General features: G+C 37.6%; 32 protein-coding genes. 20 read left to right on the top strand and 12 right to left on the bottom strand.

The features are described 5' to 3' along the window. Window positions 1-7: 7 nt before the first annotated feature. The 3 genes from P164_RS17615 to P164_RS17605 form a co-directional block, all read right to left on the bottom strand. A complete protein-coding gene (locus P164_RS17615; RefSeq protein WP_028377638.1) occupies window positions 8-508 on the bottom strand; it encodes a DUF6702 family protein in 501 nt (166 codons plus the stop codon). A gap of 78 nt (window positions 509-586) precedes the next feature. Next, a complete protein-coding gene (locus tag P164_RS17610) occupies window positions 587-1,405 on the bottom strand; it encodes a hypothetical protein (RefSeq protein WP_051621395.1) in 819 nt (272 codons plus the stop codon). 62 nt (window positions 1,406-1,467) lie between these two features. Beyond that, window positions 1,468-2,244 carry a hypothetical protein gene (locus P164_RS17605; protein ID WP_125411795.1) on the bottom strand — a complete coding sequence of 259 codons (777 nt, stop codon included), beginning with the start codon at window positions 2,242-2,244 and terminating at the stop codon, window positions 1,468-1,470. 122 nt (window positions 2,245-2,366) lie between these two features. On the opposite strand from P164_RS17605, the gene pepE reads away from it, so the two are divergent. Continuing rightward, the gene (gene pepE / locus P164_RS17600; protein WP_028377636.1) at window positions 2,367-3,071 is read left to right on the top strand and encodes a dipeptidase PepE; all 705 of its coding nucleotides are present in this window, start codon (window positions 2,367-2,369) and stop codon (window positions 3,069-3,071) included. 6 nt (window positions 3,072-3,077) lie between these two features. On the opposite strand, the gene P164_RS17595 is transcribed toward pepE, so the two are convergent. Next, window positions 3,078-3,509, bottom strand: coding sequence for a GNAT family N-acetyltransferase (locus tag P164_RS17595; RefSeq protein ID WP_028377635.1), 432 nt, complete (start codon window positions 3,507-3,509; stop codon window positions 3,078-3,080). A 32-nt stretch (window positions 3,510-3,541) separates the two neighbouring features. Here P164_RS17595 and P164_RS17590 point away from each other — a divergent pair, with 32 nt between their 5' ends. From P164_RS17590 to P164_RS17555, 7 genes are all read left to right on the top strand, one after another. Beyond that, window positions 3,542-3,832, top strand: a complete 291-nt coding sequence (locus P164_RS17590; protein ID WP_028377634.1) for a GNAT family N-acetyltransferase — start codon at window positions 3,542-3,544, stop codon at window positions 3,830-3,832. 14 nt (window positions 3,833-3,846) lie between these two features. Further along, window positions 3,847-4,287, top strand: a complete 441-nt coding sequence (locus P164_RS17585) for a GNAT family N-acetyltransferase (RefSeq protein WP_028377633.1) — start codon at window positions 3,847-3,849, stop codon at window positions 4,285-4,287. After that, complete coding sequence (locus tag P164_RS17580) at window positions 4,287-5,021, top strand: M15 family metallopeptidase (RefSeq protein ID WP_028377632.1); 735 nt, start codon at window positions 4,287-4,289, stop codon at window positions 5,019-5,021. The genes P164_RS17585 and P164_RS17580 overlap by 1 nt, the downstream gene beginning before the upstream one ends. A 32-nt stretch (window positions 5,022-5,053) precedes the next feature. After that, the gene (locus P164_RS17575) at window positions 5,054-5,821 is read left to right on the top strand and encodes a M48 family metalloprotease (RefSeq protein WP_028377631.1); all 768 of its coding nucleotides are present in this window, start codon (window positions 5,054-5,056) and stop codon (window positions 5,819-5,821) included. Between the two features lie 468 nt (window positions 5,822-6,289). Then, on the top strand, window positions 6,290-7,807 hold the full coding sequence (gpmI, locus tag P164_RS17565; RefSeq protein ID WP_028377629.1) for a 2,3-bisphosphoglycerate-independent phosphoglycerate mutase: 1,518 nt from the start codon (window positions 6,290-6,292) through the stop codon (window positions 7,805-7,807). A gap of 11 nt (window positions 7,808-7,818) precedes the next feature. Beyond that, window positions 7,819-8,403 (top strand): TlpA family protein disulfide reductase, encoded by a 585-nt coding sequence (locus P164_RS17560; RefSeq protein WP_028377628.1) that lies wholly within the window; start codon window positions 7,819-7,821, stop codon window positions 8,401-8,403. 91 nt (window positions 8,404-8,494) lie between these two features. Further along, window positions 8,495-8,854: a hypothetical protein gene (locus P164_RS17555; RefSeq protein WP_028377627.1), complete on the top strand. Its 360-nt coding sequence runs from the start codon at window positions 8,495-8,497 to the stop codon at window positions 8,852-8,854. 31 nt (window positions 8,855-8,885) lie between these two features. Here P164_RS17555 and P164_RS17550 read toward each other — a convergent pair whose 3' ends face one another. After that, a complete protein-coding gene (locus P164_RS17550; RefSeq protein ID WP_028377626.1) occupies window positions 8,886-9,197 on the bottom strand; it encodes a winged helix-turn-helix transcriptional regulator in 312 nt (103 codons plus the stop codon). Window positions 9,198-9,315: 118 nt separating this feature from the next. Here P164_RS17550 and P164_RS17545 point away from each other — a divergent pair, with 118 nt between their 5' ends. From P164_RS17545 to P164_RS17535, 3 genes are all read left to right on the top strand, one after another. Then, window positions 9,316-9,828, top strand: a complete 513-nt coding sequence (locus P164_RS17545) for a VOC family protein (protein WP_028377625.1) — start codon at window positions 9,316-9,318, stop codon at window positions 9,826-9,828. Between the two features lie 168 nt (window positions 9,829-9,996). Further along, entirely contained in the window at window positions 9,997-10,374 is a 378-nt protein-coding gene (locus tag P164_RS17540) for a PH domain-containing protein (RefSeq protein WP_028377624.1), read from the top strand. Window positions 10,375-10,405: 31 nt separating this feature from the next. Continuing rightward, on the top strand, window positions 10,406-11,167 hold the full coding sequence (locus tag P164_RS17535) for an FkbM family methyltransferase (RefSeq protein WP_028377623.1): 762 nt from the start codon (window positions 10,406-10,408) through the stop codon (window positions 11,165-11,167). A gap of 192 nt (window positions 11,168-11,359) precedes the next feature. Here P164_RS17535 and P164_RS17530 read toward each other — a convergent pair whose 3' ends face one another. After that, window positions 11,360-12,103 (bottom strand): DUF5995 family protein, encoded by a 744-nt coding sequence (locus P164_RS17530; protein WP_028377622.1) that lies wholly within the window; start codon window positions 12,101-12,103, stop codon window positions 11,360-11,362. Between the two features lie 165 nt (window positions 12,104-12,268). On the opposite strand from P164_RS17530, the gene rlmF reads away from it, so the two are divergent. Then, entirely contained in the window at window positions 12,269-13,186 is a 918-nt protein-coding gene (gene rlmF, locus P164_RS17525; RefSeq protein ID WP_028377621.1) for a 23S rRNA (adenine(1618)-N(6))-methyltransferase RlmF, read from the top strand. Window positions 13,187-13,262: 76 nt separating this feature from the next. On the opposite strand, the gene P164_RS18750 is transcribed toward rlmF, so the two are convergent. Then, entirely contained in the window at window positions 13,263-13,415 is a 153-nt protein-coding gene (locus tag P164_RS18750) for a hypothetical protein (protein ID WP_159106036.1), read from the bottom strand. 112 nt (window positions 13,416-13,527) lie between these two features. After that, a complete protein-coding gene (katG, locus tag P164_RS17520; RefSeq protein ID WP_028377620.1) occupies window positions 13,528-15,768 on the bottom strand; it encodes a catalase/peroxidase HPI in 2,241 nt (746 codons plus the stop codon). 282 nt (window positions 15,769-16,050) lie between these two features. On the opposite strand from katG, the gene P164_RS17515 reads away from it, so the two are divergent. After that, a complete protein-coding gene (locus P164_RS17515; RefSeq protein WP_028377619.1) occupies window positions 16,051-16,425 on the top strand; it encodes a DoxX family protein in 375 nt (124 codons plus the stop codon). A gap of 51 nt (window positions 16,426-16,476) precedes the next feature. Continuing rightward, window positions 16,477-16,971, top strand: coding sequence for a nuclear transport factor 2 family protein (locus P164_RS17510; protein WP_028377618.1), 495 nt, complete (start codon window positions 16,477-16,479; stop codon window positions 16,969-16,971). Here the strand turns inward: P164_RS17510 and P164_RS17505 are convergent. Continuing rightward, window positions 16,968-17,876, bottom strand: a complete 909-nt coding sequence (locus tag P164_RS17505; protein WP_028377617.1) for an AraC family transcriptional regulator — start codon at window positions 17,874-17,876, stop codon at window positions 16,968-16,970. The genes P164_RS17510 and P164_RS17505 overlap by 4 nt on opposite strands. 231 nt (window positions 17,877-18,107) lie before the next feature. Here P164_RS17505 and P164_RS17500 point away from each other — a divergent pair, with 231 nt between their 5' ends. Next, window positions 18,108-19,631 (top strand): aldehyde dehydrogenase family protein, encoded by a 1,524-nt coding sequence (locus P164_RS17500; protein WP_028377616.1) that lies wholly within the window; start codon window positions 18,108-18,110, stop codon window positions 19,629-19,631. Between the two features lie 10 nt (window positions 19,632-19,641). Next, on the top strand, window positions 19,642-20,016 hold the full coding sequence (locus P164_RS17495) for a DUF779 domain-containing protein (RefSeq protein ID WP_028377615.1): 375 nt from the start codon (window positions 19,642-19,644) through the stop codon (window positions 20,014-20,016). A gap of 154 nt (window positions 20,017-20,170) precedes the next feature. On the opposite strand, the gene P164_RS17490 is transcribed toward P164_RS17495, so the two are convergent. Both P164_RS17490 and P164_RS17485 read right to left on the bottom strand, forming a co-directional pair. Continuing rightward, on the bottom strand, window positions 20,171-20,509 hold the full coding sequence (locus tag P164_RS17490) for a tRNA-binding protein (protein ID WP_028377614.1): 339 nt from the start codon (window positions 20,507-20,509) through the stop codon (window positions 20,171-20,173). Next, window positions 20,509-20,814, bottom strand: a complete 306-nt coding sequence (locus tag P164_RS17485) for a hypothetical protein (RefSeq protein WP_028377613.1) — start codon at window positions 20,812-20,814, stop codon at window positions 20,509-20,511. Before P164_RS17485 ends, P164_RS17490 begins: the two co-directional genes overlap by 1 nt. A 128-nt stretch (window positions 20,815-20,942) precedes the next feature. Here P164_RS17485 and P164_RS17480 point away from each other — a divergent pair, with 128 nt between their 5' ends. From P164_RS17480 to P164_RS17470, 3 genes are read left to right on the top strand one after another with little or no spacing between them, the layout of a single operon-like run. Further along, window positions 20,943-21,506 (top strand): thioredoxin family protein, encoded by a 564-nt coding sequence (locus P164_RS17480; RefSeq protein WP_028377612.1) that lies wholly within the window; start codon window positions 20,943-20,945, stop codon window positions 21,504-21,506. After that, complete coding sequence (locus P164_RS17475; protein ID WP_028377611.1) at window positions 21,507-22,178, top strand: uracil-DNA glycosylase family protein; 672 nt, start codon at window positions 21,507-21,509, stop codon at window positions 22,176-22,178. A gap of 51 nt (window positions 22,179-22,229) precedes the next feature. Beyond that, the gene (locus P164_RS17470; RefSeq protein WP_028377610.1) at window positions 22,230-23,984 is read left to right on the top strand and encodes a M14 family metallopeptidase; all 1,755 of its coding nucleotides are present in this window, start codon (window positions 22,230-22,232) and stop codon (window positions 23,982-23,984) included. Here P164_RS17470 and P164_RS17465 read toward each other — a convergent pair. Continuing rightward, the gene (locus P164_RS17465; protein ID WP_028377609.1) at window positions 23,955-24,578 is read right to left on the bottom strand and encodes an NUDIX hydrolase; all 624 of its coding nucleotides are present in this window, start codon (window positions 24,576-24,578) and stop codon (window positions 23,955-23,957) included. The genes P164_RS17470 and P164_RS17465 overlap by 30 nt on opposite strands. A 7-nt stretch (window positions 24,579-24,585) precedes the next feature. Here P164_RS17465 and pyrE point away from each other — a divergent pair, with 7 nt between their 5' ends. Continuing rightward, complete coding sequence (gene pyrE / locus P164_RS17460; RefSeq protein WP_028377608.1) at window positions 24,586-25,233, top strand: orotate phosphoribosyltransferase; 648 nt, start codon at window positions 24,586-24,588, stop codon at window positions 25,231-25,233. Window positions 25,234-25,271 lie beyond the last annotated feature (38 nt).

The following is a 25,271-nucleotide window of genomic DNA, read 5'->3' as shown; positions in this document are numbered from 1 at the left end:
TAATATATTATTCAGAAAGTTTTAACATTGCTTTATCATTTTCTCGGTTTAACAGAAAGCTTTTTTTAGTTGAACCTACGTGCAAATGCACGACATTTTTCTGATCAGGAAACAGATCCATCAATAACGTATTTTCAATTTCTATAGATTTAGGATTTGTCACTTCCTTTATTTCGATAAAACAAACCACATAATCTACTTCATCTTTATGACCCAGGTAGTGCAGCTCTTGCTCTTTCCCATTGACCTTAACTATAAGCTTTTGCTTAAAATATTTTTGAATATATCCGTCTAATTTCTTTTGATCGTAAGATTTATCAACCTTAATAGACGGGTCGTATCGTTCTTGAAACACCTTTTCTAAATCATCATAGAAAACGCGGGTAACCATTTTTATAGACTTAGAATTTGTATCATAGTCTGCCTGAGTAACACTAAAATAATATTTATGAGCGCTTGCCGCCATTAGCGGTAAGGCCACGAGAAGAATACCAATTAATTTTTTCATAGATTTTTTAAAATTAAAACTTTAAAAGAGGATGAGCTGCTTTTTAGATCAATTAACGCAAATCACGTTCCAAAAAAATTAATCTTCTTTTTTAACTCCTGCACCATCTAGTTCTTTAAATCGAAGATACTGTGGTGCCTGAGCAATAAGAAGCTCTATTAAAGATAGCGGATTCTCTTCGGAAGCAATTCTAAGATTTTCATTTTGATCCATAAAGACATAATGGGCAAAATCATCTATATAGCGCGCAGGGATATTTAATTGATAGATATAGGTACTGTCTGCGACAAGATTTCGTGCTTTCTGAACCTTAATTTCCATCCTCGATAACGCTACTTGTTTTTTAAGCATTTTAGTACGCCCCGAAATTGCATTTATAACAGCGCCTACAGGAATAATCCCACCACCAGAATGCGTAGCTGTATATAAACGGCGTTCTTCCTGTGTAAGAATAGGCCCTTTATAAACCGGCAAACCGGCGTCTGCTGGATTAAAGGGTTTTTCTACCTTAGGAATATTCATATCATCCCCTAACCTACCGCTTAAGTCAATATCACTAATATTTACATCTTCTAATTCGGTGATATTTGTTTCGAGCTCAACTTGCAGATAATTTCGCTCCAGAATCTGCGCAGTGACCACAAGCTCTTTAGGCTTAAATTGAATTGCAGAAATATACAGTGTATCATTAACGCGTGCAGGAATTGAAAACCCACCCTGCTCGTTTGTAATTGTACCTTTTTGCAGTGTGAGATTAAGCACATGTAAATACTCGTGATCTATAGAGTCATTAGTAATTTTACCAGAAAGCAATACCGCTTCCTGAGCTTTAACCGTAAATGAAGCCAGGCAACTCGTAAAAATAAGCGCAAAATTTAATAGTAGTTTTTTTGACACGTGTACCTCTTTAGTTTGTCTTCAAAATACGTGTCAAAGATAAGATTGTTGCACAGAGGCAATTAGTTCTTCTCATTTTGAACTTTTTCAAAATCATCTCGCTTTTCAATCAAAAACTGAATAAGGTTAAGTTCATTACCATTTTCAAGCATTTCTTTACTAAGGCCATTCTCTGCAACATAATCCATATAGGCGCCTATAGCCTCTTTTTTAATATTCAGGTTTTCCTGAAAAAACTGATTTGAGTACATCTGTGCAAGTTCATCTTCTGCACTTTTTTGAATATCGTCATCGTTTTTATTAATGTCAAAAACAGCTTTAAAAATATTTACAAAATTTAGACCATACCTCCATCGCTGATTGTCTAGCGCTACGTTCTCTGCCGGTGAATACTGGTCATACTGGCTGTCTTCAATACGTATATCATCTCCGGTAAAGGGTACCGGCTCAATTACCCGAACGCGGTTAACATCTGCTACAATATCTCCTGTTAAGTCATAAGGGGTAACTACAATTTCATCTAAAACAGTAATTGTCTCACGCAAAGTGATGTTAATTTGTTTGCTATTTACAATGCCTTTATCAACTAAAACGGTAACAGGTGCAAATTGTAAAGATTGTATAACTACCTCATCGTTTTGTGCTACGGCCAGATCAAAGGTTCCTTCAAGTGAAGTTATGGTCCCCCGCAGTGAGGTTTTATTATAAATTACAATACCACTGGGATCATCACCCATAGGTACGATTACCTGTCCGGCTACCATAACACGGGCTATTTTTTGAGAAATAGCTGCAGTAGAGCTCATTATTAAAAGAAAAAGTAGGGTATAAAGTTTCATAGCGAGAAGGTGTTTTTTTGCTCCAATAAGTAACGACAAGAAAGTTAATTTTAAAATGAAATAGGCTGTAAAATTTTGTTAAATGCCCATTAAACTTAACTTTGATTTTAAAAATTGCACAAATGAAAAATTTACTACTTGCAAGTACCTCTACTGTTTTTGGTGGCTCCTATCTTGATTATTTATTACCAGAGTTAAATAATCACTTTAAAGATGCTGAGCGCCTTATATTTATACCTTATGCAAGACCCGGAGGCATCACGCACGACAGCTATACCGATAAAGCGCGTGAAGCTTTTGACAACTTAGATATTGAAGTTGTAGGTCTACACGAGTTTAACGATCCTAGAGCAGCATTACAAAAGGCAGAAGCCGTTTTTACCGGTGGTGGTAACACTTTTTTACTGGTAGACCAACTTTATAAAAATGATCTTATGGCGACTTTACGCGAGCGGATATTTGAAGGCTTACCCTATTTAGGCACCAGTGCAGGAACTAATATTGCCGGGGTTTCCATGCAAACCACAAATGACATGCCTATTATTTATCCTCCAAGCTTTAAGACTATAGGTGCTGTTCCTTTTAATATAAATCCACATTATTTAGATCCTATTGAAGGTATTGAGCATATGGGAGAAACCCGTGAAACCCGAATTGCAGAGTTTCATCACTTTAACACCATCCCGGTAGTGGGTTTACGTGAAGGTAGCTGGATAGCTGTAAACGGGAAAACTAACACGCTCAAAGGCTCATTAAGTGCACGCATATTTGAAGCAGGTAAAAAACCTTACGAGCTAGAAACCGGCTCTATTTTAAACTTCGGTTAGTTTACGCTAGTCGAGCTGTTTTAAAAAGTGATACCCCTTAATGACATAATTCTCGTTGAGGTAAAATTTATGGCTTGGGTAATTTTCTACATAACTGTTTAATTCTGCTGTAGTGCATCCTTTTTCTTTAGCATAATCAAAAATCCATTTGAAGATTTGTTTTCCCAGTCCCATGCTGCGGTATTCGGGCTTTAAATACACGTGATCCTGCTCACAGGTTTTACCACAATAGTGACGAGTAGCAAACCACAACCCAAAAACACCGGCAAGATTTTCATCTACATATACCCCGTGGCACTCATAGCGGTGCTCAAACATTTCTGTAAAACGAGACGTTAAAGTAGCATCATCTGCCCGGTAACCCATTAACTCCTGTATGAGTGGTAAAAAGGTGTTAATGTCTTCCTTATACAATCTACGGATATTAAGTTTGCTCATTATTTTCTAATTTAGACGAAAACACAAAAATAATGGATTCATCAATTCAACACAGGGAAAATAGCACCAGAGGTGTTTTTTTAATAGAAGGAGAACAAGGTAAAATTTCAGAACTTACCTATACCATTAAAGATGAACATACTATAATCGTAGATCACACTGAAACTAAACTTGGATTTGAAGGACAGGGTTACGCCAGTAAATTAATGGCAGAAGTTGTAGAATACGCGCGCTCAAAAAAAATTAAAATTGAGCCCCTGTGCCCCTTTGCTGAAGTAAAATTTGACGAGCATCCAGAGTATGCAGATGTTAGAGCAAACTAATTAAATACCAGAATGTGTCAAATTATCTAGTCAAGGAGATCACTGCCCGCGAGACCTGGGCGGTACGTCACCCGGTTTTAAGAACAGGCAGACCTTTAGAGACCTGTGCTATGGAAGGTGATGATCACAAAGACACCTTTCATCTGGGCTTGTTTGATCAAGCTAGTTTAATAGGTGTTGCTAGTTTTATGAATGCCGCTAAACCTCAATTTACAGGAAGCCAATATCAACTGCGCGGTATGGGGGTATTAGCTACCTGTCAGGGTAAAAATCTGGGAGCGCTACTTATTAAGGCAGGTGAGCAAAAATTAAGGACATTAGGTATAGATGTGCTATGGTGTAATGCGCGTATAAAAGCTTTAAATTTTTACCTGCGGAATGATTTTATCGTAGATGGAGATTCTTTTGAAATTGAACCTGTAGGCACGCACTACCTACTTTATAAAACGCTGTAATGAAACGACGCAATTTTATACAAACCACAGTACTCAGTGCAGCAGCAATAGGCTTATTTCCGCAGTTTATAGAAGCAGGTATATTACTTCCTGAACCCGAACTCATAGGTAAAGGAAACCCGAAACTTATTGAAAAAAATGGATACCGCCTGCGTCCTGAAGCTTCAGCTGCTTTTGATAAGCTTACTGCAGCGGCTAAAAAAGACGGAATTGGGATACAGGTTGTTTCAAGTTACCGCGATTATGCACATCAAAACCGCATCTGGGAACGTAAGTACAAGAGTTATACCGGCAACGGACTTTCAAAAGAAGCTTCCATAGAAAAGATAATTGAGTACAGCACCATCCCGGGAACATCGCGCCACCACTGGGCAACAGATCTTGATATTATTCAAGCGGGTACAGGAATAACTAACAATGTTCTGGACCCTGATAAATTTCACGGTACCGGTCCCTTTTGTAAACTGAAAGCCTGGCTAGATGAGCACGCAGCATCTTTCGATTTTTATGAAGTTTATACTAATGATTATGGCCGTAAAGGATTTAACTACGAGCCATGGCATTTTAGCTACGCACCGCTTTCAAAAGGATATCTCGAAGCTTATAAAGAACTCGATATCGCTCAAGTACTTCAGCAGGAAAAATTACTGGGCAGCGAAGCTTTTAATTCGGCATTTATAGAAAAATACCGAACCGAAAATATTTTAGACATCAACCCAAAACTTTTGAGCTAAATTTAACCTAACCCATCAACAACCAGCATATTATGAAACTAGGAGGAAGATCTCTCAAAATACTTTTAGGCGTAGGTATCGTCGCCTTTGGTTTAATTAGATACTGTGGCAGCCAGGAAGAAAACCCGTACACAGGGCGTACACAGGCGATTAATCTTTCTACAGATGAGGAGATTGCCATAGGTTTACAAAATGCGCCTATAATGGCAGAACAGCACGGCGGTTTACACCCAGACCAGCAACTGCAGGATTTTGTAGATATGGTGGGAAAAAAGCTCGTAGATAATACTATTGCACGGGAAACGCCGTATCAGTATGAATTTCATCTGTTGCGCGATCCCAACACGGTAAATGCGTTTGCTTTACCCGGCGGTCAGGTATTTATAACCTACGCCCTAATGGAGCGGTTAGATACCGAAGATCAACTCGCAGGTGTTTTAGGCCACGAGATAGGTCACGTGGTAGGCCGTCATTCTGCAGAGCGTATTGCACAAAGCGAACTCGCAAACACCGTTGCTACCGGGGCTCAAGTGGGTGCAGATGCCGGGATGCTTGCCTCCCAAATAGGACAAACATTACTGCTTAAAAATGGGCGTGGTGACGAACTTGAGAGCGATGAACTGGGCGTTAAGTTTATGATTGAAGCAGGCTACAACCCTGAAGCTTTAATTGAAGTGATGAAAATTTTAAAAGAAGCCAGCGGCGGGCAACGTATTCCTGAGTTTCAAAGCTCACACCCCGATCCTGAAAATCGCATTGAAAAAATACAGGCAGCTATTGAGAAGTATCGTTCTAATTAAGTAAAGTTCTTCTTGGATGATGCAAAGAAGAACAGCTTAAAATATTCTACGAAACCTTGCTTCTTAAGGTATTTAATTATCAATCTCTCGGTTCAGAATAGCTGCAGGCAGCTCCGAAAGACAGGAGCCATAGCGACGCGGAGCTGAAAAAGCGGTTTTTGCCCGAGAGGCAAAAAATTCCTAAGCGAGAGGCTCTTTTCTTTTGGTTCGTTTTCTTTGGAGAAGCAAAGAAAATGAACAGAACACCCTAGAAGACTAAGAGTTTCATTAGTAGCAAAACCGACATATAGAAAAGGTCTTTTAAACTTTAGAGATCTTTTCTCAAGCCTAGACTTTTTGGTGCTTTTTTGGGCAATGAAAAAAAAGAGCCGCATTAAAATGAGCTACTCAATCGCTATCGTGATTGCTGTTTAAAGTTTTAGCCATTAGTTGGTTTAGTCCTTATCTTTGTAGAACAACTCAATAATCATGAACAAGAAAGTTATATTAATGATCCTCGATGGTTGGGGATTTGCACCTAATAAAAATGTTTCTGCAGTAGATCTTGCAAACACACCCTTTATAGATTCGTTATACAAAAAATACCCACACGCGCAGCTGCTTACTCACGGTGGCAATGTAGGTTTACCAGACGGCCAGATGGGAAATAGTGAAGTAGGCCATATGAATCTGGGTGCCGGTCGCATTGTGTATCAGGATTTTGCTAAGATTAATAAATCACTCAGAGAAAATAAATTACGCGAGCAACCCGAACTTAAAGATGCGTTTGCGTATGCTAAAGAACACAACAAACCCGTGCATTTACTCGGTCTGGTTTCAGACGGTGGCGTGCACGCACATATAGACCACGCAAAAGGCTTAATTAAGGCTGCTCACGAAGTAGGCATTAATGAAGTGTACATTCACGCGTTTACAGACGGTCGCGATGTAGACCCACAGAGTGGCGCCGGTTTTATAGAAGAACTCAACACCTATGCTAACGAGAACGGTGCTAAACTGGCCACCATTACCGGTAGGTATTTTGCCATGGACCGTGATACCCGCTGGGAGCGCGTTAAAAAAGCCTATGATGTGACCGTACACAGCATTGGTGCAAAAACCAATGATCCTGTAGCAGCGATTAAAGAAAGCTACAAAGATGGGACTACAGATGAATTTTTAGAACCTATTGTAGTAACCGAAAACGGCAATCCTGTAACCCAAATTAAAGATGGTGATGTTGTCATTTTCTTTAATTACCGTACCGATAGAGGTCGCGAGTTAACCCGTATGCTTTCGCAGGAAGATTTTCACGAGCAAAATACCCATAAGCTCGATCTGTATTATGTAACGATGACAAATTACGACCAGACGTTTAAAAACATTCACGTAATTTTTGACAAAGACAATCTCGAAAATACCCTCGGAGAAGTCGTTGCTAAAGCGGGCAAAAAGCAAATACGTATTGCAGAAACCGAAAAATACCCACACGTAACTTTTTTCTTTTCCGGCGGAAGAGAACAACCTTTTGAAGGCGAAACCCGTTTAATCGCAAAATCTCCAGATGTTGCGACTTACGATTTACAGCCCGAAATGAGTGCTTATGAAGTACGTGACAAAATTGTTGCCGAACTTAAAAAAGAGGAGGTGGATTTTGTGTGTTTAAATTTTGCAAACCCAGATATGGTGGGTCACACCGGTATTTTAGAGGCCGCAATCAAAGCGGTAGAAACCGTTGACGCTTGTGCTAAAGCTGTAGTTGAAACCGGCATGAAGCACGGCTACAGCAGTATTGTGATTGCAGATCACGGTAACTGTGAGACCATGGCAAACGAAGACGGATCGCCAAACACCGCACACACCACAAACCCGGTGCCTATTATCGTGGTAGACAATGACATTAAAGAAGTTAAAAACGGAATTCTAGGCAACGTCGCTCCTACCATTTTAGATATGATGGGCATACAAAAGCCAGAAGTTATGGATCAGGAAAGTCTGGTTAGTTAATGATACAAACTATGAGAACATTAAAATATTTAAGCCTCGCACTTGTGTGCGCAGCTGTAGTAAGTTGTAAATCTAAAAGCAGTGTGGTTGCGCAAGCGGAAACACCCGTAGCTGCAGAAGCACCACAAGTGCCGGAAGTACCTGAAGCACCTCAACAACCCGAAATGCTAACTGGCAAAACACAACGTACCCAGTTGCAGGCAGGAACATTTGGAAGTTGGTTTAACCCCGAATATGGCGACTATACTGTAGACAGCGGTTTGCTTGAAGAGCTAAAACCGCTTCTAAAAGATGTTGAAATCACTGTTTTTATGGGAACCTGGTGTGGGGACAGCAAGCGTGAGACGCCTCGTTTTTACAAAATTCTCGATGCTGCCGGTAAAACAAAAGATATCGAACTCATCACTGTAGACCGTTCAAAGACTACTCCACAAGGTTTGGAAGCCGGTAAAGATATCATACGTGTACCTACGCTAATCTTTAGTAAAGACGGTAAAGAACTGGGGCGTATTGTAGAATACCCTATAGAAAGTCTCGAAGCAGATATGCTGAAGATTTTAAAAGGCGAACCCTATAAACACGCCTACGCGAATTAAATCTGTTATCGAATACCAAGAAACTAAAGCGACAATTCATAGAGAATTGTCGCTTTTTTTATGCGGTTTACGGAATGGTGTAAAGTGATTATTGAAAGATATTGACATTGCCAACCTTATGAGTGGGTATTATGTTGGCATTGAAGAAGATTTAAAAACTGAAGAAACAGGTTTAATGATCGCAACTGCAGTAGATGTAGGTACGTTTATAAAAGCCTTAAATGATGGTTCTGTATTTAATGAAGGGGAGCAGGAAATATACTCGACTATTTATAAATATGAGCACACCGGGTTACTTCCAGGTTATCAAAGTATTGCTAAATATCACGAGGAAATAGACACCGTAATTATTCAGTTTAACAATACGACTAACTTTGAGGGGTACGAATGGAATTTAGCGGAAATAAGCTACGGTCGTATCTTAAAAATTGTAAAACGCAGAAGTAGCTAATGAAGCATTTTTCAGTTTCTTAAAACATATCCTACGCTTTTGTGGCATCTAATCCCCATTGATCTAAAGCCTTTAAAATAGTTTCTAACGATTTACCTCGAGCACTCAACGCATATTCTACCTTTGGCGGAACTACAGGAAACACTTCACGAGTAATCAACCCGTCTTTTTCTAATTCGCGTACCGTTTGGGTAAACATTTTATTAGATATTTCGGGTACTTTCTTTTGTAAAATTCCTGAACGTAATGGGCCTTTAAGCAAATGAAACAACACTAGCGGTTTCCACTTACTACCTATCAAATTCATTGTGTAATGAAGCGGACAATAATTATCTGTACTCATTTAGAATCTTAATCAATTGTTTTTCAGCAATTCACTCATTTTGGTAACTATGCTACTTTTAGGTAAGTTATTGCCTTCTAGGCAAATATAGGCTAATTTTGTAGTCTAAATTAAGGTTATGACGACTACTAAAAATTATCCGAAAGCTTTTTCACACGTAGGTATTACCGTTCCTGATATTCATAAAGCCGTAAAATTTTACTCAGAAGTGATGGGATGGTATGTGATTATGGAACCTTCTGAAGTGAAGAAAGAAAAGGAAACCGCGATTGGCCAGATGTGTATAGATGTATTTGGTGATGATTGGGAAACCTTTGAAATCGCTCATTTAGCAACTTCAGACGGGGTAGGTATTGAATTGTTCTCATTTCCTAACGGCGTAAAAGAAGCTCCAGAATTTAACCCGTTTAATACAGGTCTTTTTCACTTCTGTGTTCAGGATCCTAATATTGAAGAATTAATAGAGAAGATAGTTTTTTACGGCGGAAAGCAACGGATGCCTATTCGGGAGTATTACCCCGAAGATAAACCCTTTAAAATGTGTTATGTAGAAGATCCGTTTGGGGTTGTATTTGAGATATACACGCACAGTTATGAATTAACGTATTCATCAGGAGCTTACTCAAAATAAGAAGCAAATAACCCAGTAAAAAAAACCGTGGTTTCTTAAAAGGAGACTGCGGTTTTTTAGTTTTATGAAATCCTTCTAAAAAACTAAAGCCCTAATTGCTAGATTTACAGAGAACGTCTCGAGCAAGAGACGTTCAATTAAAATACACACTTTTTAAACTAAAACACAATGGGATTATTTAACAATATACTGGGCAACGCCAGCGAAGTTTCTTCAGAAGAATTAACTCAAAAATACAGCCGTTTACTTATAGAAACTGAAACGGTAGAACTGGGTTTTAAACTTTTTCGTGATGTATTTATGTTTACAAACAAGCGATTAATTCTTATAGATGTACAAGGTTTAACCGGCAGTAAAATGGAATATAAATCGCTTCCTTATAAAAACATATCACGCTTCTCACTTGAAACGGCAGGTACCTTTGACCTTGATGCAGAGTTAAAAATCTGGATTTCTAGTGAAGATGTTCCATCGGTTTCTAAACGATTTAATAAAAGTATAGATGTGTATGCAGTACAGCGTTTGCTTGCTCAGAAAGTGATGTGATTTTTATTTAAAATACATTTAAAAAAGCATTGTGATACATATCAAAAGACTGGTTAAAAAACTTTTTAGACGCTTCGGTTTAAAAATTATTAAGACTGAAACTAAAAATTACAGCGATCAAAATCCATTTTTGACACAATATAATTTATTAGAAAATCCGGAAGAAGAGATTATAATTTTTGATGTGGGAGCTTATGTAGGCGAAGTTACGGGTTTTTACAGATCCTTATTTCCTAACGCAGCTATACATAGTTTTGAGCCTTTTAAAGAATCGTTTGAGCAGCTAAAAGTTAATACGACAGGTGATGCTAATATTAGTTTAGTAAACAAAGCATTAAGTAACAAAAGTGGTAAAGTATTGTTTAACAGCAACTCCTTTGCGCAAACTAACTCTTTATTAGATTCAGACCCTAATGCTAAAAGTACATGGTCAGAGGGCCTTTTTGATACCCGTGAAAAAATTAGCATAGAAACAATTACGTTAGATGATTATGTAAAAGCTAACGCCATCAAAACACTAGACATTTTAAAGATGGATGTTCAGGGAGGCGAGTTTAAAGTATTTCAGGGCGCTTCAAAAACCTTATCTCAAAAACGAATCAAAATGATTTATACAGAGATAAGTATAATGCCAAGCTATCAAGGCCAGCCTCAATTTGATGAAATTCTAAGTTTGCTTCGTTCGTACGGGTTTGTATTGTATAATCTATACGGAAATTCTACTACCGAGAAAGGGCAATTACGCCAGGTAGATGCTCTTTTTATATTAAAAGACCTGATTGAAGAAAAGTAATCTTGAAAAATTATAAAGAACTTCTAAAATCAAGATTTAGTACTTTTTTTAACTCAAAGTCAGCTACAAAAACTTTTCAGAAATGATGAAAAAAATTTTAGTTCTTACCGCGATACTTGTTCTTTCATTTACAAATGCTCAAGAACTCACTAAACTTCTTGAGTAAATCAATTTTAAGATAAAAGTTAACCGTTAAATCCCTTCTTCTAAAATAGAAGCGACTTTCTGTACATCCTTAACTTCAAAAATGCGAACTACCTCTGCAATAACCTGTACTAACTTACTTTTTGGATTTACAATTTTATAAGCTAAAGCAGCGATTACCTCATCACGTTTTTTAATTGCTACTTCTTTATTTACAGCAGCAGCATATTCATTAGCAAACAGCCAGGCACCATCGCGGGCAATGTTAATGCTAAAAGAAACCAGCTTGTCCTCTTTGCCCTTCCCCACCAGGCCGAGCAGCTTAAATAATGGAGAAACTTTACCGATGCGCTCTTTTACATCAGCAATCATACTGGCCAGAATGGCATTTATTTTATTAAAATCGGTTTCAAAATCCCCCAGTTGATTATCGCCGGTAGTTAGGGCAGCGGCAATGCCCAGATCAAGGTTAATATGCGCATTAATACCCAGCAGCAAGTGCTGCATCACCATGGCTTCGGAAGTTTTAAAAGCAAAGTCCCAACTTTGCGTGAGTGGTTGTTTTTCTTTAAATGCATGATAAGCATTGATATACCGGTTCGCAAAAATGACATCTAGTTTTTCCATTCGGGCATTGTCATCAAATTCGTTATTCACAATACCTCTTTTAATGCGTTTAGTAACCGCATTATACAAAATCGGAAAAAAGACCAGACAGCTATTGTTTTCTTTTTCACTTAAAATAATTTGATCAAGTTGAATAATAACTTCGTCAATAGTAACCGCTTGCATATATTTGATTTTTAACTATTTAAATATAAACGATTCTACTAGAAGTTAGAATTATCTATTGAATATTCAGTAAAAATCGAATAATTGCAACGTCCTTTTTTATTAGTCACTTAAAAGCCACAAGTATGAGTATCTTCGCACCTAAGCCACTTTAACTAATTATGTATGTCTAGATCTAAAAAAACGCCTTTAAAATCTACGTTGCACGTACGCAATCGCAATCGTGAACCGTATGATTTAAAAGCTTTAGTAAACGTGGTTCCCGAATTAGGAAAACATATAAAACCCAATAAGTACGGTACAGAATCTATTGATTTTGCAAGTGCTGAAGCCGTGAAACTACTCAATCAGGCTTTACTTAAGCATTACTACGGAATTAAAAGCTGGGATTTCCCTGATGCTAATCTGTGTCCGCCTATACCAGGACGAGCAGATTATCTACATGCTATCGCAGATTTATTAAGTGAAGATACAGGCGAACTTCAAAAAGGAAATCAAATTAAGGGACTGGATATAGGAACGGGAGCGAGTTTAATTTATCCTATTCTGGGTGTCACTGAATATGACTGGAGTTTTATTGCTACAGATATTGATGCAAACTCTATAGCTTCCGCAGAAAAAATTATAGAAGCTAACAATTCATTAAAAGGGAAAATCGAATTGCGCCTACAAAAAAATGCAGATAGTATTTTTAATGGTATTCTAAATCCTGATGATATTATTGACTTTACAATGTGCAACCCTCCCTTTCACGCATCTCAAGAAGAGGCATTACGAGGAACCCGTAGAAAAACAAAAAATCTTACTGGTGCTAAAAACTCAAAACCCGAACTAAATTTTGCAGGCATAAGCAACGAATTAATTACAGAAGGTGGTGAGGCAGAATTTATTAAAATAATGATTAAGCAGAGTAAAACCAGAGGCACACAGTGTAAATGGTTTACTACTTTAGTCTCTAAGCAAGACAATTTAAAACGTATTTATAAGCAGCTTAGAAAAGCTGAAGTTAAAGAATTAAAAACCATCCCAATGGGAACCGGCAATAAATCAAGCCGTATTGTAGCCTGGTCTTTTCAAGAATAGGTTTATAGCATTGTAAACTAAAAAACAGCCTTTAAGGCTGTTTTTTTATTAGATTTTTTCTCATTTACAGACAAAACTAATTGTCTTTAAACTTTTTATCGACGCGGGCGTTCTCTTTTTCTCTAGCCTCTTTTTTAGAAAATTGATCTTCTGTAAATCGTATTCCTTCACCGCCGTACATATCTGCGGGTGCTCTGTTTACTAAATTCTCTTTCTTTAAATCACTCATTTTCTTTTTACTTCAATTTAATGAAACAGTGATAAACTTGCGGTTAAGAGCTCGTTAAATTAAAAAAGGCGACCCGCTGGGTCGCCTTTTACACATCTTAAATTACAAGAGATTAGTAACGGTCTAAATTCATTACTTTATCCCAGGCCTTAACAAAATCATGTACAAATTTCTCTTTAGCATCGTCTGCAGCATACGCTTCAGCCAGTGCTCTTAACTCACTGTTAGATCCAAAAATTAAATCTGCACGGGTTCCTGTATATTTAACTTCACCACTTTTGCGATCGCTACCTACAAAGATTGCGTCTGAGTCTGAAGTCGCTTTCCAAGTTGTACCTAGGTCTGTAATCGCTACCAGAAAATCATTAGATAGTGTTCCCGGATTATCTGTAAACACTCCTTTATTTGAACCATCAAAGTTAGTGTTCAATACACGCATACCTGCTACTAACACAGTCATTTCAGGAGCTGTAAGCGTAAGTAAGTTAGCTTTATCTAGTAATAATTCTTCAGCAGTAATTTTTACACCTTCTTTTAAATAGTTTCTAAAACCATCTGCTACAGGTTCTAAAGCTTCAAATGCTTCTGCATCTGTTTGTTCTGCCGAAGCGTCTGCTCTACCTGCTGTAAAAGGTACATTTACAGAATATCCTGCATCGCTTGCTGCTTTTTCTACAGCTGCGCAACCTGCTAAAACGATAAGATCTGCCAGAGAAACTTTCTTGTTTCCGCTTTGCGCAGTATTAAAATCATTTTGAATACCCTCTAGTGTATTTAAAACAGACTGTAATTGCTGCGGATTGTTCACTTTCCATCTATTTTGAGGTGCTAAACGTACGCGTGCACCATTGGCACCACCACGCTTATCTGAACCTCTAAAGGTAGAAGCTGAAGCCCAGGCTGTAGCAACTAATTCTGAAATTGAGTGTCCACTATTTAAAATAGAAGATTTTAAACCTGTAATATCTTCATCATTCACTAACTCATAATCTACAGCAGGAATTGGGTCTTGCCATATTAACTCTTCCTGCGGAACTTCTGGTCCTAAATAACGCTCTTTAGGTCCCATATCACGGTGCGTTAATTTAAACCATGCACGGCTGTAGGCATCTGCAAATTCCTGTGGATTCTTATGAAAATGTCTTGATATTTTTTCATATTCAGGATCCATTTTTAAAGAAAGATCGGTTGTCAACATAAAAGGCGCGTGCTTCTTAGAAGGATCGTGCGCATCTGGTACAGTACCTGCTCCACCGTCGTTAACCGGTTTCCACTGGTGTGCTCCCGCAGGACTCTTTGATAACTCCCACTCATAACCAAATAGGTTATTAAAATAGGTATGACTCCATTGTGTTGGGGTGTCTGTCCAGGCTCCTTCAAGACCGCTTGTGATTGTATCTGCGCCTTTACCGGTACCATATCTGTTATTCCAGCCCATACTTTGTGCCTCGATACCTGCAGCAGCAGGTTCTGCATCTACGTAAACAGTAGGGTCTGCAGCACCATGTGTTTTACCAAATGTATGACCACCGGCAATAAGCGCTACCGTCTCATAATCATTCATCGCCATACGGCCAAAGGTCTCTCGAATGTAATGAGCAGCTTCCACAGGGTCTGGATTTGCATTATGCCCTTCTGGGTTTACATAAATAAGTCCCATATGCGCAGCACCTAATGGTTTTTCTAAATCACCGTTAGCATAACGATCTTCATTACCTAACCACTCTGATTCTGCTCCCCAGTATACTTCTTCCGGTTCCCAAACGTCTTCACGACCACCTGCAAAACCAAACATTTTTAATCCCATAGACTCATGAGCTACGTTACCGGTTAGGATAAGTAAATCTGCCCAGGATAATTTTTTACCGTATTTTTTCTTAATAGGCCAAAGTAATAAACGTGCTTTATCAAGGTTTGCATTATCCGGCCAGCTGTTTAATGGTGCAAAGCGCTGTTGCCCAGAACCTGCTCCACCACGGCCATCCTGTATGCGGTATGTACCGGCAGCATGCCACGCCATACGTATAAAAAACGGACCATAATGACCATAATCTGCTGGCCACCAATCTTGGCTATCTGTCATAAGATTATGTAAATCCTGCTTAACTGCGGCTAAGTCTAAAGACTTAAATTCTTCAGCATAGTTAAAATCAGGGTCCATTGGGTTTGTCAATTCTGAATTTTGACGTAGAATACTTAATTTGAGCTGATTTGGCCACCAGTCTCTGGTGGTTGTTCCTCCACCGGTTGTGTGATGCATTTCACCACTTAAAAAAGGACATTTTGCTTCTGAGTCATTCACATCCCAGACTTTTCCGTCTGCGCCATGATCATGATTATTTTGATTTTCCATATTAGATTGAATTTTACATTTTAGAGAGTATAAAGAACTTCAAATTTAAACTGTTTTTGGTATAATTATAATTTATACTTTTTATGTTTCCATAAGTAAATACTATTTACAACGATTGATAGGCATTCAAATTACCTCAAACATTTGATAAAACACAAATCTTTTGATCTGAATATCAACAATTAATCTATTTAAATTTTAAATTTATAATTAGCTCTAGAAAATTACACAAAACATTTTTAACGCATTTAACCTAATCTTTAAGAATCAACCAACATTTGTATGAAACGTAAAATTATTAGCATCGTAAGTATTCTTTTTGGACTACTTTTTATCAATTCTGGTCTCAACAAATTTTTTAATTATATGCCTATGCCAGAAGATTTACCTCAGGAAGTGCAAGATTTATTTGCAGCACTAATGAGCTTTGGCTGGTTACTACCGCTAATAGCACTTGTAGAGATTATAGCCGGAATACTTGTAATGATACCCCGTACACAGGCTTTAGGTTATATAATGATTTTTCCCATTATGGTAGGAATCGTTTTAACCCACATTGTAAATATGCCAGAAGGTTTATTAATGGCGGTTATTCTAATGATAATTAATATAGGGATGCTTTATGAAAATAGAGCTAAAATAAAACCGCTTTTCTAACTACCTTGCGTTTTAATAAATGCGTAAAAAAGCGCTCAATACTACTTTTCAATGCATCCTAACGAAGAAGTTCTAGAAACATTTTACAGTGCGTTTAAAGCTCACGACCCAGAGAAAATGACCGCCTGCTATGGTAAAAACATCACGTTTACAGATCCCGCTTTTGGCAATATAAAAGGAGATCGGGCACGAGCAATGTGGTTTATGCTTATAGAACGTGGTGGAAGTAATCTGGAGATAAATTATAGTGATATACAAGCTAACGACTATAACGGAAGTGCAAAATGGACGGCCACGTACTTATTTGGCCCTAAAAAACGTAAAGTTGTAAATCACGTAGTAGGAACATTTTACTTTCAAAACGGTAAAATATTACAACATACAGATCATTTTAACCTTTGGCGCTGGTCACGGCAAGCAATTGGGTTTAAAGGTTTAATTCTGGGATGGTCTAATGCTATGAAATTAAAAATACAGCAGCAATCTAGCAAATCACTCTCAGGATACCTGCAGAATATGCGGAGCTTTAAAGAAGAAGCCTCCTAATGGCTGGTCATTGAAGTCTGAAAAACACCAGGAGACATATTTTTCATTCGTTTGAATACTCTATTAAAATAGGAGCGGCTTTCAAAGCCACATTCCTGATATATATTTTTGATTTTACGATCTGGATTCTGAAGTAAGCTTACCGCTAACTTTATACGCTCTGTATTTATATAATCAATAGGAGAAATGCCCAGTTCATTTTTAAAAACCTTATAAAAGTTAGACTCACTCATACACGCCTGTTTGCTTAACAGTTCTACAGAAAGAGATTCATTAATATGATCTCTTATATATTGTATAATAAAGGCAAGCCTGCTATTACTATTTAATTTTAAAGCCTTATCTGTATATATTTTACGGTTATTTGTTTGCAGAATACGTATGATAAGTTCTTGAAGCATATTGTCTACAAAATAATCTTTAGAAGGGTGATTCTCGGTAAACAGGAATAGGAGACGTTGTAAAATCTGATAAATGCCGGTATCATTTGTAAAATGAAAATTATAATCCATTAAGCTCCATTCACTGCCATCGTCTTTAGTAAGATTCTCATTCATTAGGTTTACAACCTTTTTAATCTTATCATCTGCAATCGCCATTGCGAGACATCGCGTGGGGTTACGCTCCTGTGCTTCAGGAAAATCTATACACATCAATTCGTCTGCAGGTAAGATGAGTGATTCTCCAGGCAAAAAATCAAAACTATTGTGATCGCGCAGGTGCATAATTTTCTTTCCGCGAAGCATACTTGCTAAAACCGGTTTATCAAACTGCAACAACACCCGTTCTGCCTGTGCGTGAGTTTCAAAGACATGCATAGCCGCATTATTTAACGTATATGATGTCTGGTTTTCGACCAGATTTTCAAGCTTTCTGTTTTTAAAAAATGATTCAGATAATTGCATATTCAAAATATAACATCCTCAGATTAATACCCCTTACAATATTAAATATACAATTTAAGAAGCTATATTTTAACACATTAACACTATTTGATAGAATAGTACATTGTTTTAATAGTATAGGTCAGTCGTTTTCCTAAACTGATTTTTAACTTTAGAAAACTAAAAAGTGCACTACCATTTCCCCTACTCAGCACAACTCAAAAATTTAAACTATAACTAAAAAAAAACATTATGAGCGATGTAAAGACTGCTTCCGCAATCGTTGTCGAGAAGCCTAAATTTAAAGATCAATATGAAAACTTTATAGGAGGGAAATGGACAGCTCCTGTAAAAGGTGAATATTTTGACAATGTATCACCTGTAGATGGCGCAAACTTCACAAGAATACCGCGCTCTACTGCAGAAGATATCGAGAAAGCTCTAGACGCGGCCTGGGAAGCTGCCCCACAATGGAACAGCTCTGCTGCAGCCTACCGCAGTAATTTACTTCTTAAAATTGCAGATGTGATGGAGCAAAATTTAGAAACACTTGCTCGGGCTGAAACCTGGGATAATGGTAAAGCGATACGTGAAACCCGTGCGGCAGATTTACCGCTTGCTGTAGATCATTTTAGGTATTTTGCAGGGGTTATACGTGCAGAAGAAGGCTCCGTTAGTGAATTAGACAGCAATACTGTAGCCCTCAATATAACAGAACCATTAGGTGTTGTAGGTCAAATTATCCCCTGGAATTTCCCAATCTTAATGGCTGTTTGGAAACTTGCTCCTGCTCTTGCCGCAGGTAATTGCGTAGTTCTAAAACCGGCAGAACAAACTCCTGTGAGTATACTTATATTAATGGAGTTAATTGAAGGTATTTTGCCGGCAGGTGTACTTAATATTGTAAACGGTTTTGGAGCTGAAGCCGGAAAGCCTCTCGCCTCTAGTCCGCGTATAGATAAGATTGCATTTACAGGAGAAACCACAACCGGTCAACTTATTATGCAATATGCTTCTAAAAATATCACACCGGTTACTTTAGAGTTAGGAGGTAAGTCTCCAAATGTTTTCTTTGAAAGCGTTATGGATGCAGACGATGATTTCTTTGACAAATGTCTTGAAGGTGCGGTAATGTTTGCTCTAAACCAAGGTGAGATTTGCACCTGTCCTTCTCGATTGCTGGTGCAGGAAAGTATTTATGAAAAATTCTTAGAACGCGTGGTAGATCGTACAAAAGCCATCAAACTGGGACACCCGTTAAGTCCTGATACCATGATGGGAGCTCAGGCTTCTAACGACCAATACGAGAAAATTTTAAACTATATAAGTATTGGTAAAGAAGAAGGCGCAGAAGTACTCTGTGGTGGAGAATCAGCGTACAATGAGGGACTTGAAGGTGGTTTTTATATTCAACCTACTATTTTAAAAGGCAATAATAAAATGCGCGTTTTTCAAGAAGAAATTTTTGGCCCTGTGCTTTGTGTAACATCTTTTAAAGATGAGGCAGAAGCTATTGAGATCGCTAATGATACTTTATATGGTCTTGGTGCAGGCGTCTGGACCCGTGATACACATCAAGCTTACCAGATCTCAAGAGGCATTAAAGCCGGTCGTGTTTGGGTAAATAACTATCATAATTATCCTGCTCACGCTCCCTTTGGTGGTTATAAAAAGTCTGGTATAGGACGTGAAAACCATAAAATGATGTTATCTCATTACCGTCAGACAAAAAATATGCTAATTTCTTATGACAAAAAAGCAATGGGCTTTTTCTAAATTAAAACCTATGACAGAACGTGTATCTGCCACAGCGGCAGCAAAAAAAATTATAGATCAATTACGAGAGCAGCACGGTGAGTTAATGTTTCATCAAAGTGGCGGCTGTTGCGACGGCTCCTCGCCTATGTGTTTTCCTAAAGGTGATCTTATGATTAATGAAACTGATGTCTATCTGGGAACCGTACACGGATGCGATTTTTTTATGTCTAAAGATCAATTTGAATATTGGAAACATACTCAGTTAACTATAGATACCACTCCGGGAAGAGGTTCTAGCTTTTCTTTAGAAATTCCTTTAGGAATACGCTTTGTAATCAAATCCAGATTATATACTGCCGAAGAAGCGCAAGATCTGAGTCCTACGCGTAGTGGAGAACATTAGAATAATTGGTATATAAAAATAGTAAAACCCACATTTTAATAGAATTGTGGGTTTTTTAGTTTTTTGGCGATTGCTAGAGCACCGCGCTATTCGCTATATCTTTTTTTCGCCACGGGTTCAAAAAAGGATGCCGCTGCTATCGCTATCGCAAAGACTAACCTATGCGTAATCCATTTTCAACAGGAAGATCAGGACTTAGTAGAGTTACAGCACTACCATCAACAGCCCCTAAAATAAGACACTCGCTCATAAAGTTAGCAATCTGTTTCTTTGGGAAATTAACTACTGCAACTACTTGCTTACCTACTAATTCAGTACGCTCATATTTTGATCTTATTTGAGCAGAAGTTTTACGAATTCCTATACTATCACCAAAATCAATTTGCAATTGAAATGCCGGCTTATTAGCTTCCGGAAAATCACTAACTGTTAAGATTGTACCTACACGCATTTCAACGCGCTCAAATTCTGACCAACTGAGATCATTTTGCATTAGTATTCAATTTTCAATTTTTGTATCATTTCTTGAGAAATTTGACCACTGTAAGCACCGTAAGCATCTACTAGTAACCCTTTCTCTCCACTTTTTGTATTTATTACGTAGAGAACACTATTATCACCGGGGTTAGTCATCCCTTCAAATCTAAAAGCCTCTTCTACTTCTATTTGAGCTGCGCTCCAGGTTTTTTTAAGATGCTTTGATTCGATACCTTCATCTACAAGGTTAAAGTCTACCGTGTATCCTTTATCTTGTAAATCTTCTATTGCTACTGAAAGCGAACTATATGTATTTTTCATAATCATTAGATTTAATTTTAAAGTTACAAAGGGGTTACTGAGCACCCAAAAAATTAAAACAACTTTAGTATTTGTAACTTTATACTCCTTTTACTACTAATCTGGTATATTAAAAACCTACACGCATTATGGCAAGAACACAATCTAATATGCTTCCATTAGGAACCATCGCTCCTTTTTTTTCTTTGCTAAACCCCCTTACTAATAAATATGTAACTTTAGTTGATGCGGCTGGAGAGCTGGGTACAGTTGTTATGTTTTTATGCAACCACTGCCCGTTTGTTAAACATGTGAATGATGAGATTGTACGTATCGCAAATGATTACCGGGTTTTAGGTTTTGGCTTTGTAGCTATAAGCAGTAATGATGTTGAGAAATATCCAGAAGACAGCCCCTGGCTAATGCGCGATACTGCGCATAAATACAATTATTCATTTCCTTATTTATACGATGAGAGTCAGGAAGTTGCTCAAGCGTATAATGCCGCCTGTACTCCAGATTTTTATTTGTTTAACGCAGCATTAAAATTGGTATACAGAGGTCAGCTTGATGATTCCCGCCCCGGCAATGGCATCCCCGTAAACGGAAGAGATTTTAGAGAGGCATTAGACAATATCTTTAATAATCGCAAGCAAAACGAACTTCAAAAGCCAAGCCTGGGATGTGGTATAAAATGGAAAGAGATCCGCTAAATGTTTGACCATATTCACCCGTATCTCCCATTTAATCTTGAAGAAGCCACAACACTCATTGTGGGAACATTGCCACCGCCACGTTTTACAAAAGGCGAACTTTTAAAAGAGGATGTAGATTTCTGCTACGGAAGTAAAAATGGAATGTTATGGCCCATACTTGATCATATCTTTAATCTTAATTTGGTTTATGACAATTCTAAATTTGCCATAGATCAACGGCTCAATTTTCTCAAAAAACAAAAAATTGGCGTATGCGATATAGTAGCTTCGGCAAAACGTGAGAAAATTGATGCATCAGATCTCGGAATGCAAGCTGTAGAACTGCGCGATTTAATTGGCTATCTGCATGAGTTTTCGCAAATTAACACCTTACTATTTACCGGTGGAAACAGTAAAAATGGTCCTGAATATTTTTTTCGCCGACAGGCAAAAGAATACGGAATCAAATTAGACGTCATCTCTGCTACCGTACCCCGCATTCATAAATTTAAAATCGAGAACCGGAGCATTAAAACCGTGTCGCTTTCGGCTCCTTCGGGCGCTGCTAATAGAGCCATAGGGAGTATGAAAGCTTACCAATTACAGAAAGATTTAAATCCTTCATTTACTACTTTTGATTTTAGGGTGAATCAATACCGCCCCTTTTTTACACGTGAACCCATAGATTAATCTCAAACTTAGATTTATTCTTATTTTTAAAATCTCTAATTCTATTATCAAATGAAAATTTATCTATTCAGTTTTATAGTGGTTGTACTTATTGCCTGTGCTGAGAAACCAAAACCCGAAGATTTTGATTTAGAAACTCAATTTGAAAAAAGCGAAGGGACACAAACTCCTGAATATGCTGATGTAATATCTTACTACAAACAGCTAGATTCTGCATATGTTGCTATAAAAACCTACGAGATAGGTGAGACAGATAGCGGATTTCCATTAACACTTATTACCTACAATCCTGACCGAAGTCTGGAGTCTGAATTTTCTGAAAACAAGAATGCATTACGAGTGCTTATAAATAATGGTATTCATCCCGGTGAGCCAGATGGTATAGACGCTACGATGATGATGATGCGGGATTTAGCTAGTGGAAAAATAAAAACTCCTGAAAATATTTGGGTTGGAGCCATTGCTGTTTACAATGTAGGAGGAGCCCTTAATCGCAACAGTACCAGTCGTACTAATCAAAATGGTCCCGAGGAATACGGGTTTAGAGGTAATGCGCGTAATTATGATCTAAATAGAGATTTTATAAAAGCCGACACAAAAAATGCACGCAGTTTCGCTGAAGTTTATCACCTAATAAATCCCGATGTATTCATAGATAACCACGTGAGTAATGGTGCAGATTATCAGTATGTGCTTACCCATTTATTTACGCAATACAACAAACTTGGAGGAAAACTAGGTGCGTATCTAAATACAGAGATGCATCCACAATTAGAAAAAGAGTTAGAAGCAAATGGCTGGCCTATTACTCCTTATGTTAATGTTTTTAATGAAGTTCCTGAAACCGGCTTTTCTCAGTTTATGGATTACCCAAGATATTCAACAGGCTACACTACCTTATGGAATACTTTAGGAATGATGGTAGAAACACATATGCTTAAACCTTACAAGCCTAGAGTTGAAGGTACTTATGAACTTATGAAAGCTATGCTAAACATCGCATCTAAAGATGCTGCCAGGATCAAAAAGATGCGGAATGAAATTGATTCTCTTTATAAAAGCGGAAACTACAGCGGTAAACACTATGTTACTAATTTCACTATAGATAGCTCAAGAACTACAATGTTTGATTTTAAAGGTTTTGAAGGCAAGCAGATTACAAGTACCGTAACCGGTTTAGATCGTTTAAAATATGATCGGGAAGCTCCTTTTTCTAAAGAAGTGACCTATTACAATTATATAAAACCAACTGATTCGGTCACAATTCCTAAATTGTATATTATTCCTCAGGCTTACAGTGATATAGTCACACGTCTTAGAGAAAATAAAATCAGATACACCGCCTTAAAAAAAGACACTTCAATAGCGGTTACTGTTTATCATATTGCAGACTATAGCACACGATCTACACCTTATGAAGGTCATTATCTGCATTCAGCAACACAGGTTGACAAAAGCACAGAAAACATCAATGTTAGAAAAGGAGATTATCTGGTAGAAACCGCGCAATCAGGACTGCGCTATTTACTAGAGACATTAGAACCTACAGCCGTTGACTCGTTTTTTAACTGGAATTATTTTGATACTATTTTACAGCAAAAAGAAGGCTTTTCTCCTTACGTATGGGAAGACAAAGCTCAGGAATTGCTTGATGGTAATCCAGACTTAAAACAAGAGTTTGAAACTAAAAAACAAGTAGATAAAGATTTCAGTAAAAATTGGTATGCTCAATTAGATTGGCTTCATAAGAAATCTCCTAATTATGAAAATGCTCATCTACGCTACCCGATCTTTAGGGTTGAGTAGTAAATATTCTTTAGGGAACAGGAGTTTTATATTTTCATAAGACTTAGAAAGTGCCTTTTGAGATTTTTCAAAATTTTTCCAACACACTTTTTTTATTCCTTCAGAAGGTTGTGGCTCTAGAGTACCTTCAAAAGTTGTGGTCATCTTATACCAGTAGGTTTCCTTCAACTTAAATTTATTATTGCGCCTGAAGATGTGATATGTTGTGGTAATGTGTTCACCTAATACCAGGTCTTTACACCCCGTTTCTTCTTCAACCTCACGTATGGCACACTCTTCAATAGTTTCATTCTTCTCTAATTTGCCTTTAGGAAGATCCCATTTACCATTGCGCTTAATAAATAAAATTTCTGAATTTTTATTGTAAACCATTCCGCCACCGGCGATAACCAAAGGGAGCTTTTTCTTTAAAAACTTGAGTAATTTTTCACCTTTGGGGTGGTACAAATTTATGTGCGTAAGATCACCTAGATTTACTTGTTTAATAATGCTTTTAATTTTTGCACGTTTTAAAGGAATTGATGTGTAATTTGCACCAATATACTTTTCAGTTGAAAGTATAATGGGCACATCATTTACAAAAACTTTATACATTTGTACCATGATTTTAAAAAAGGAAACAGCCAAAAAAACGGCTGAGTTGTTATTGCAAATTAATGCAATTAAATTACAACCACAAAATCCCTTCACCTGGGCTAGCGGTTGGAAGTCTCCCATTTATTGCGATAACCGCATCACACTCTCTTACCCCCAGATACGCAACTACTTACGTGAGAATATTGCGCAGCAAATTGAACATTTGTATGGGAAACCAGATGTAATTGCAGGTGTAGCAACAGGAGCAATAGGTATAGGAATGCTGGTTGCAGACTATCTAAATGTACCATTTGTATATGTACGTCCTGAGGCTAAAAAACACGGAAGACAAAATAAAATAGAGGGTAAATTAGATTCTGGGCAAACAGTGATTGTGGTTGAAGACCTAATAAGCACAGGAAAAAGTAGTCTTATGGCTGTTGATGCTCTAAAAGAAGCTGGCGCTAACGTTAAAGGAATGCTTGCCATTTTTACTTATGGTTTTGATGTAGCTCTGGAAAATTTTAAAAACTATAATTTAGATCTGTACACTTTAAGCGACTACGAGCATTTACTTGAGCAGGCATTAGATACACGATACATTTCTGAAAAAGAAAAACTTACATTGCAATCATGGCGTCTCTCTCCAGACACCTGGGAGGCAGCGGTATAATTAATAATAACTAAACTTATATTACAGTTTAATACATA

Source organism: Leeuwenhoekiella sp. MAR_2009_132 (assembly GCF_000687915.1).
Classification (GTDB): domain Bacteria; phylum Bacteroidota; class Bacteroidia; order Flavobacteriales; family Flavobacteriaceae; genus Leeuwenhoekiella.
This window is presented reverse-complemented; position numbering and strand designations above follow the sequence as displayed.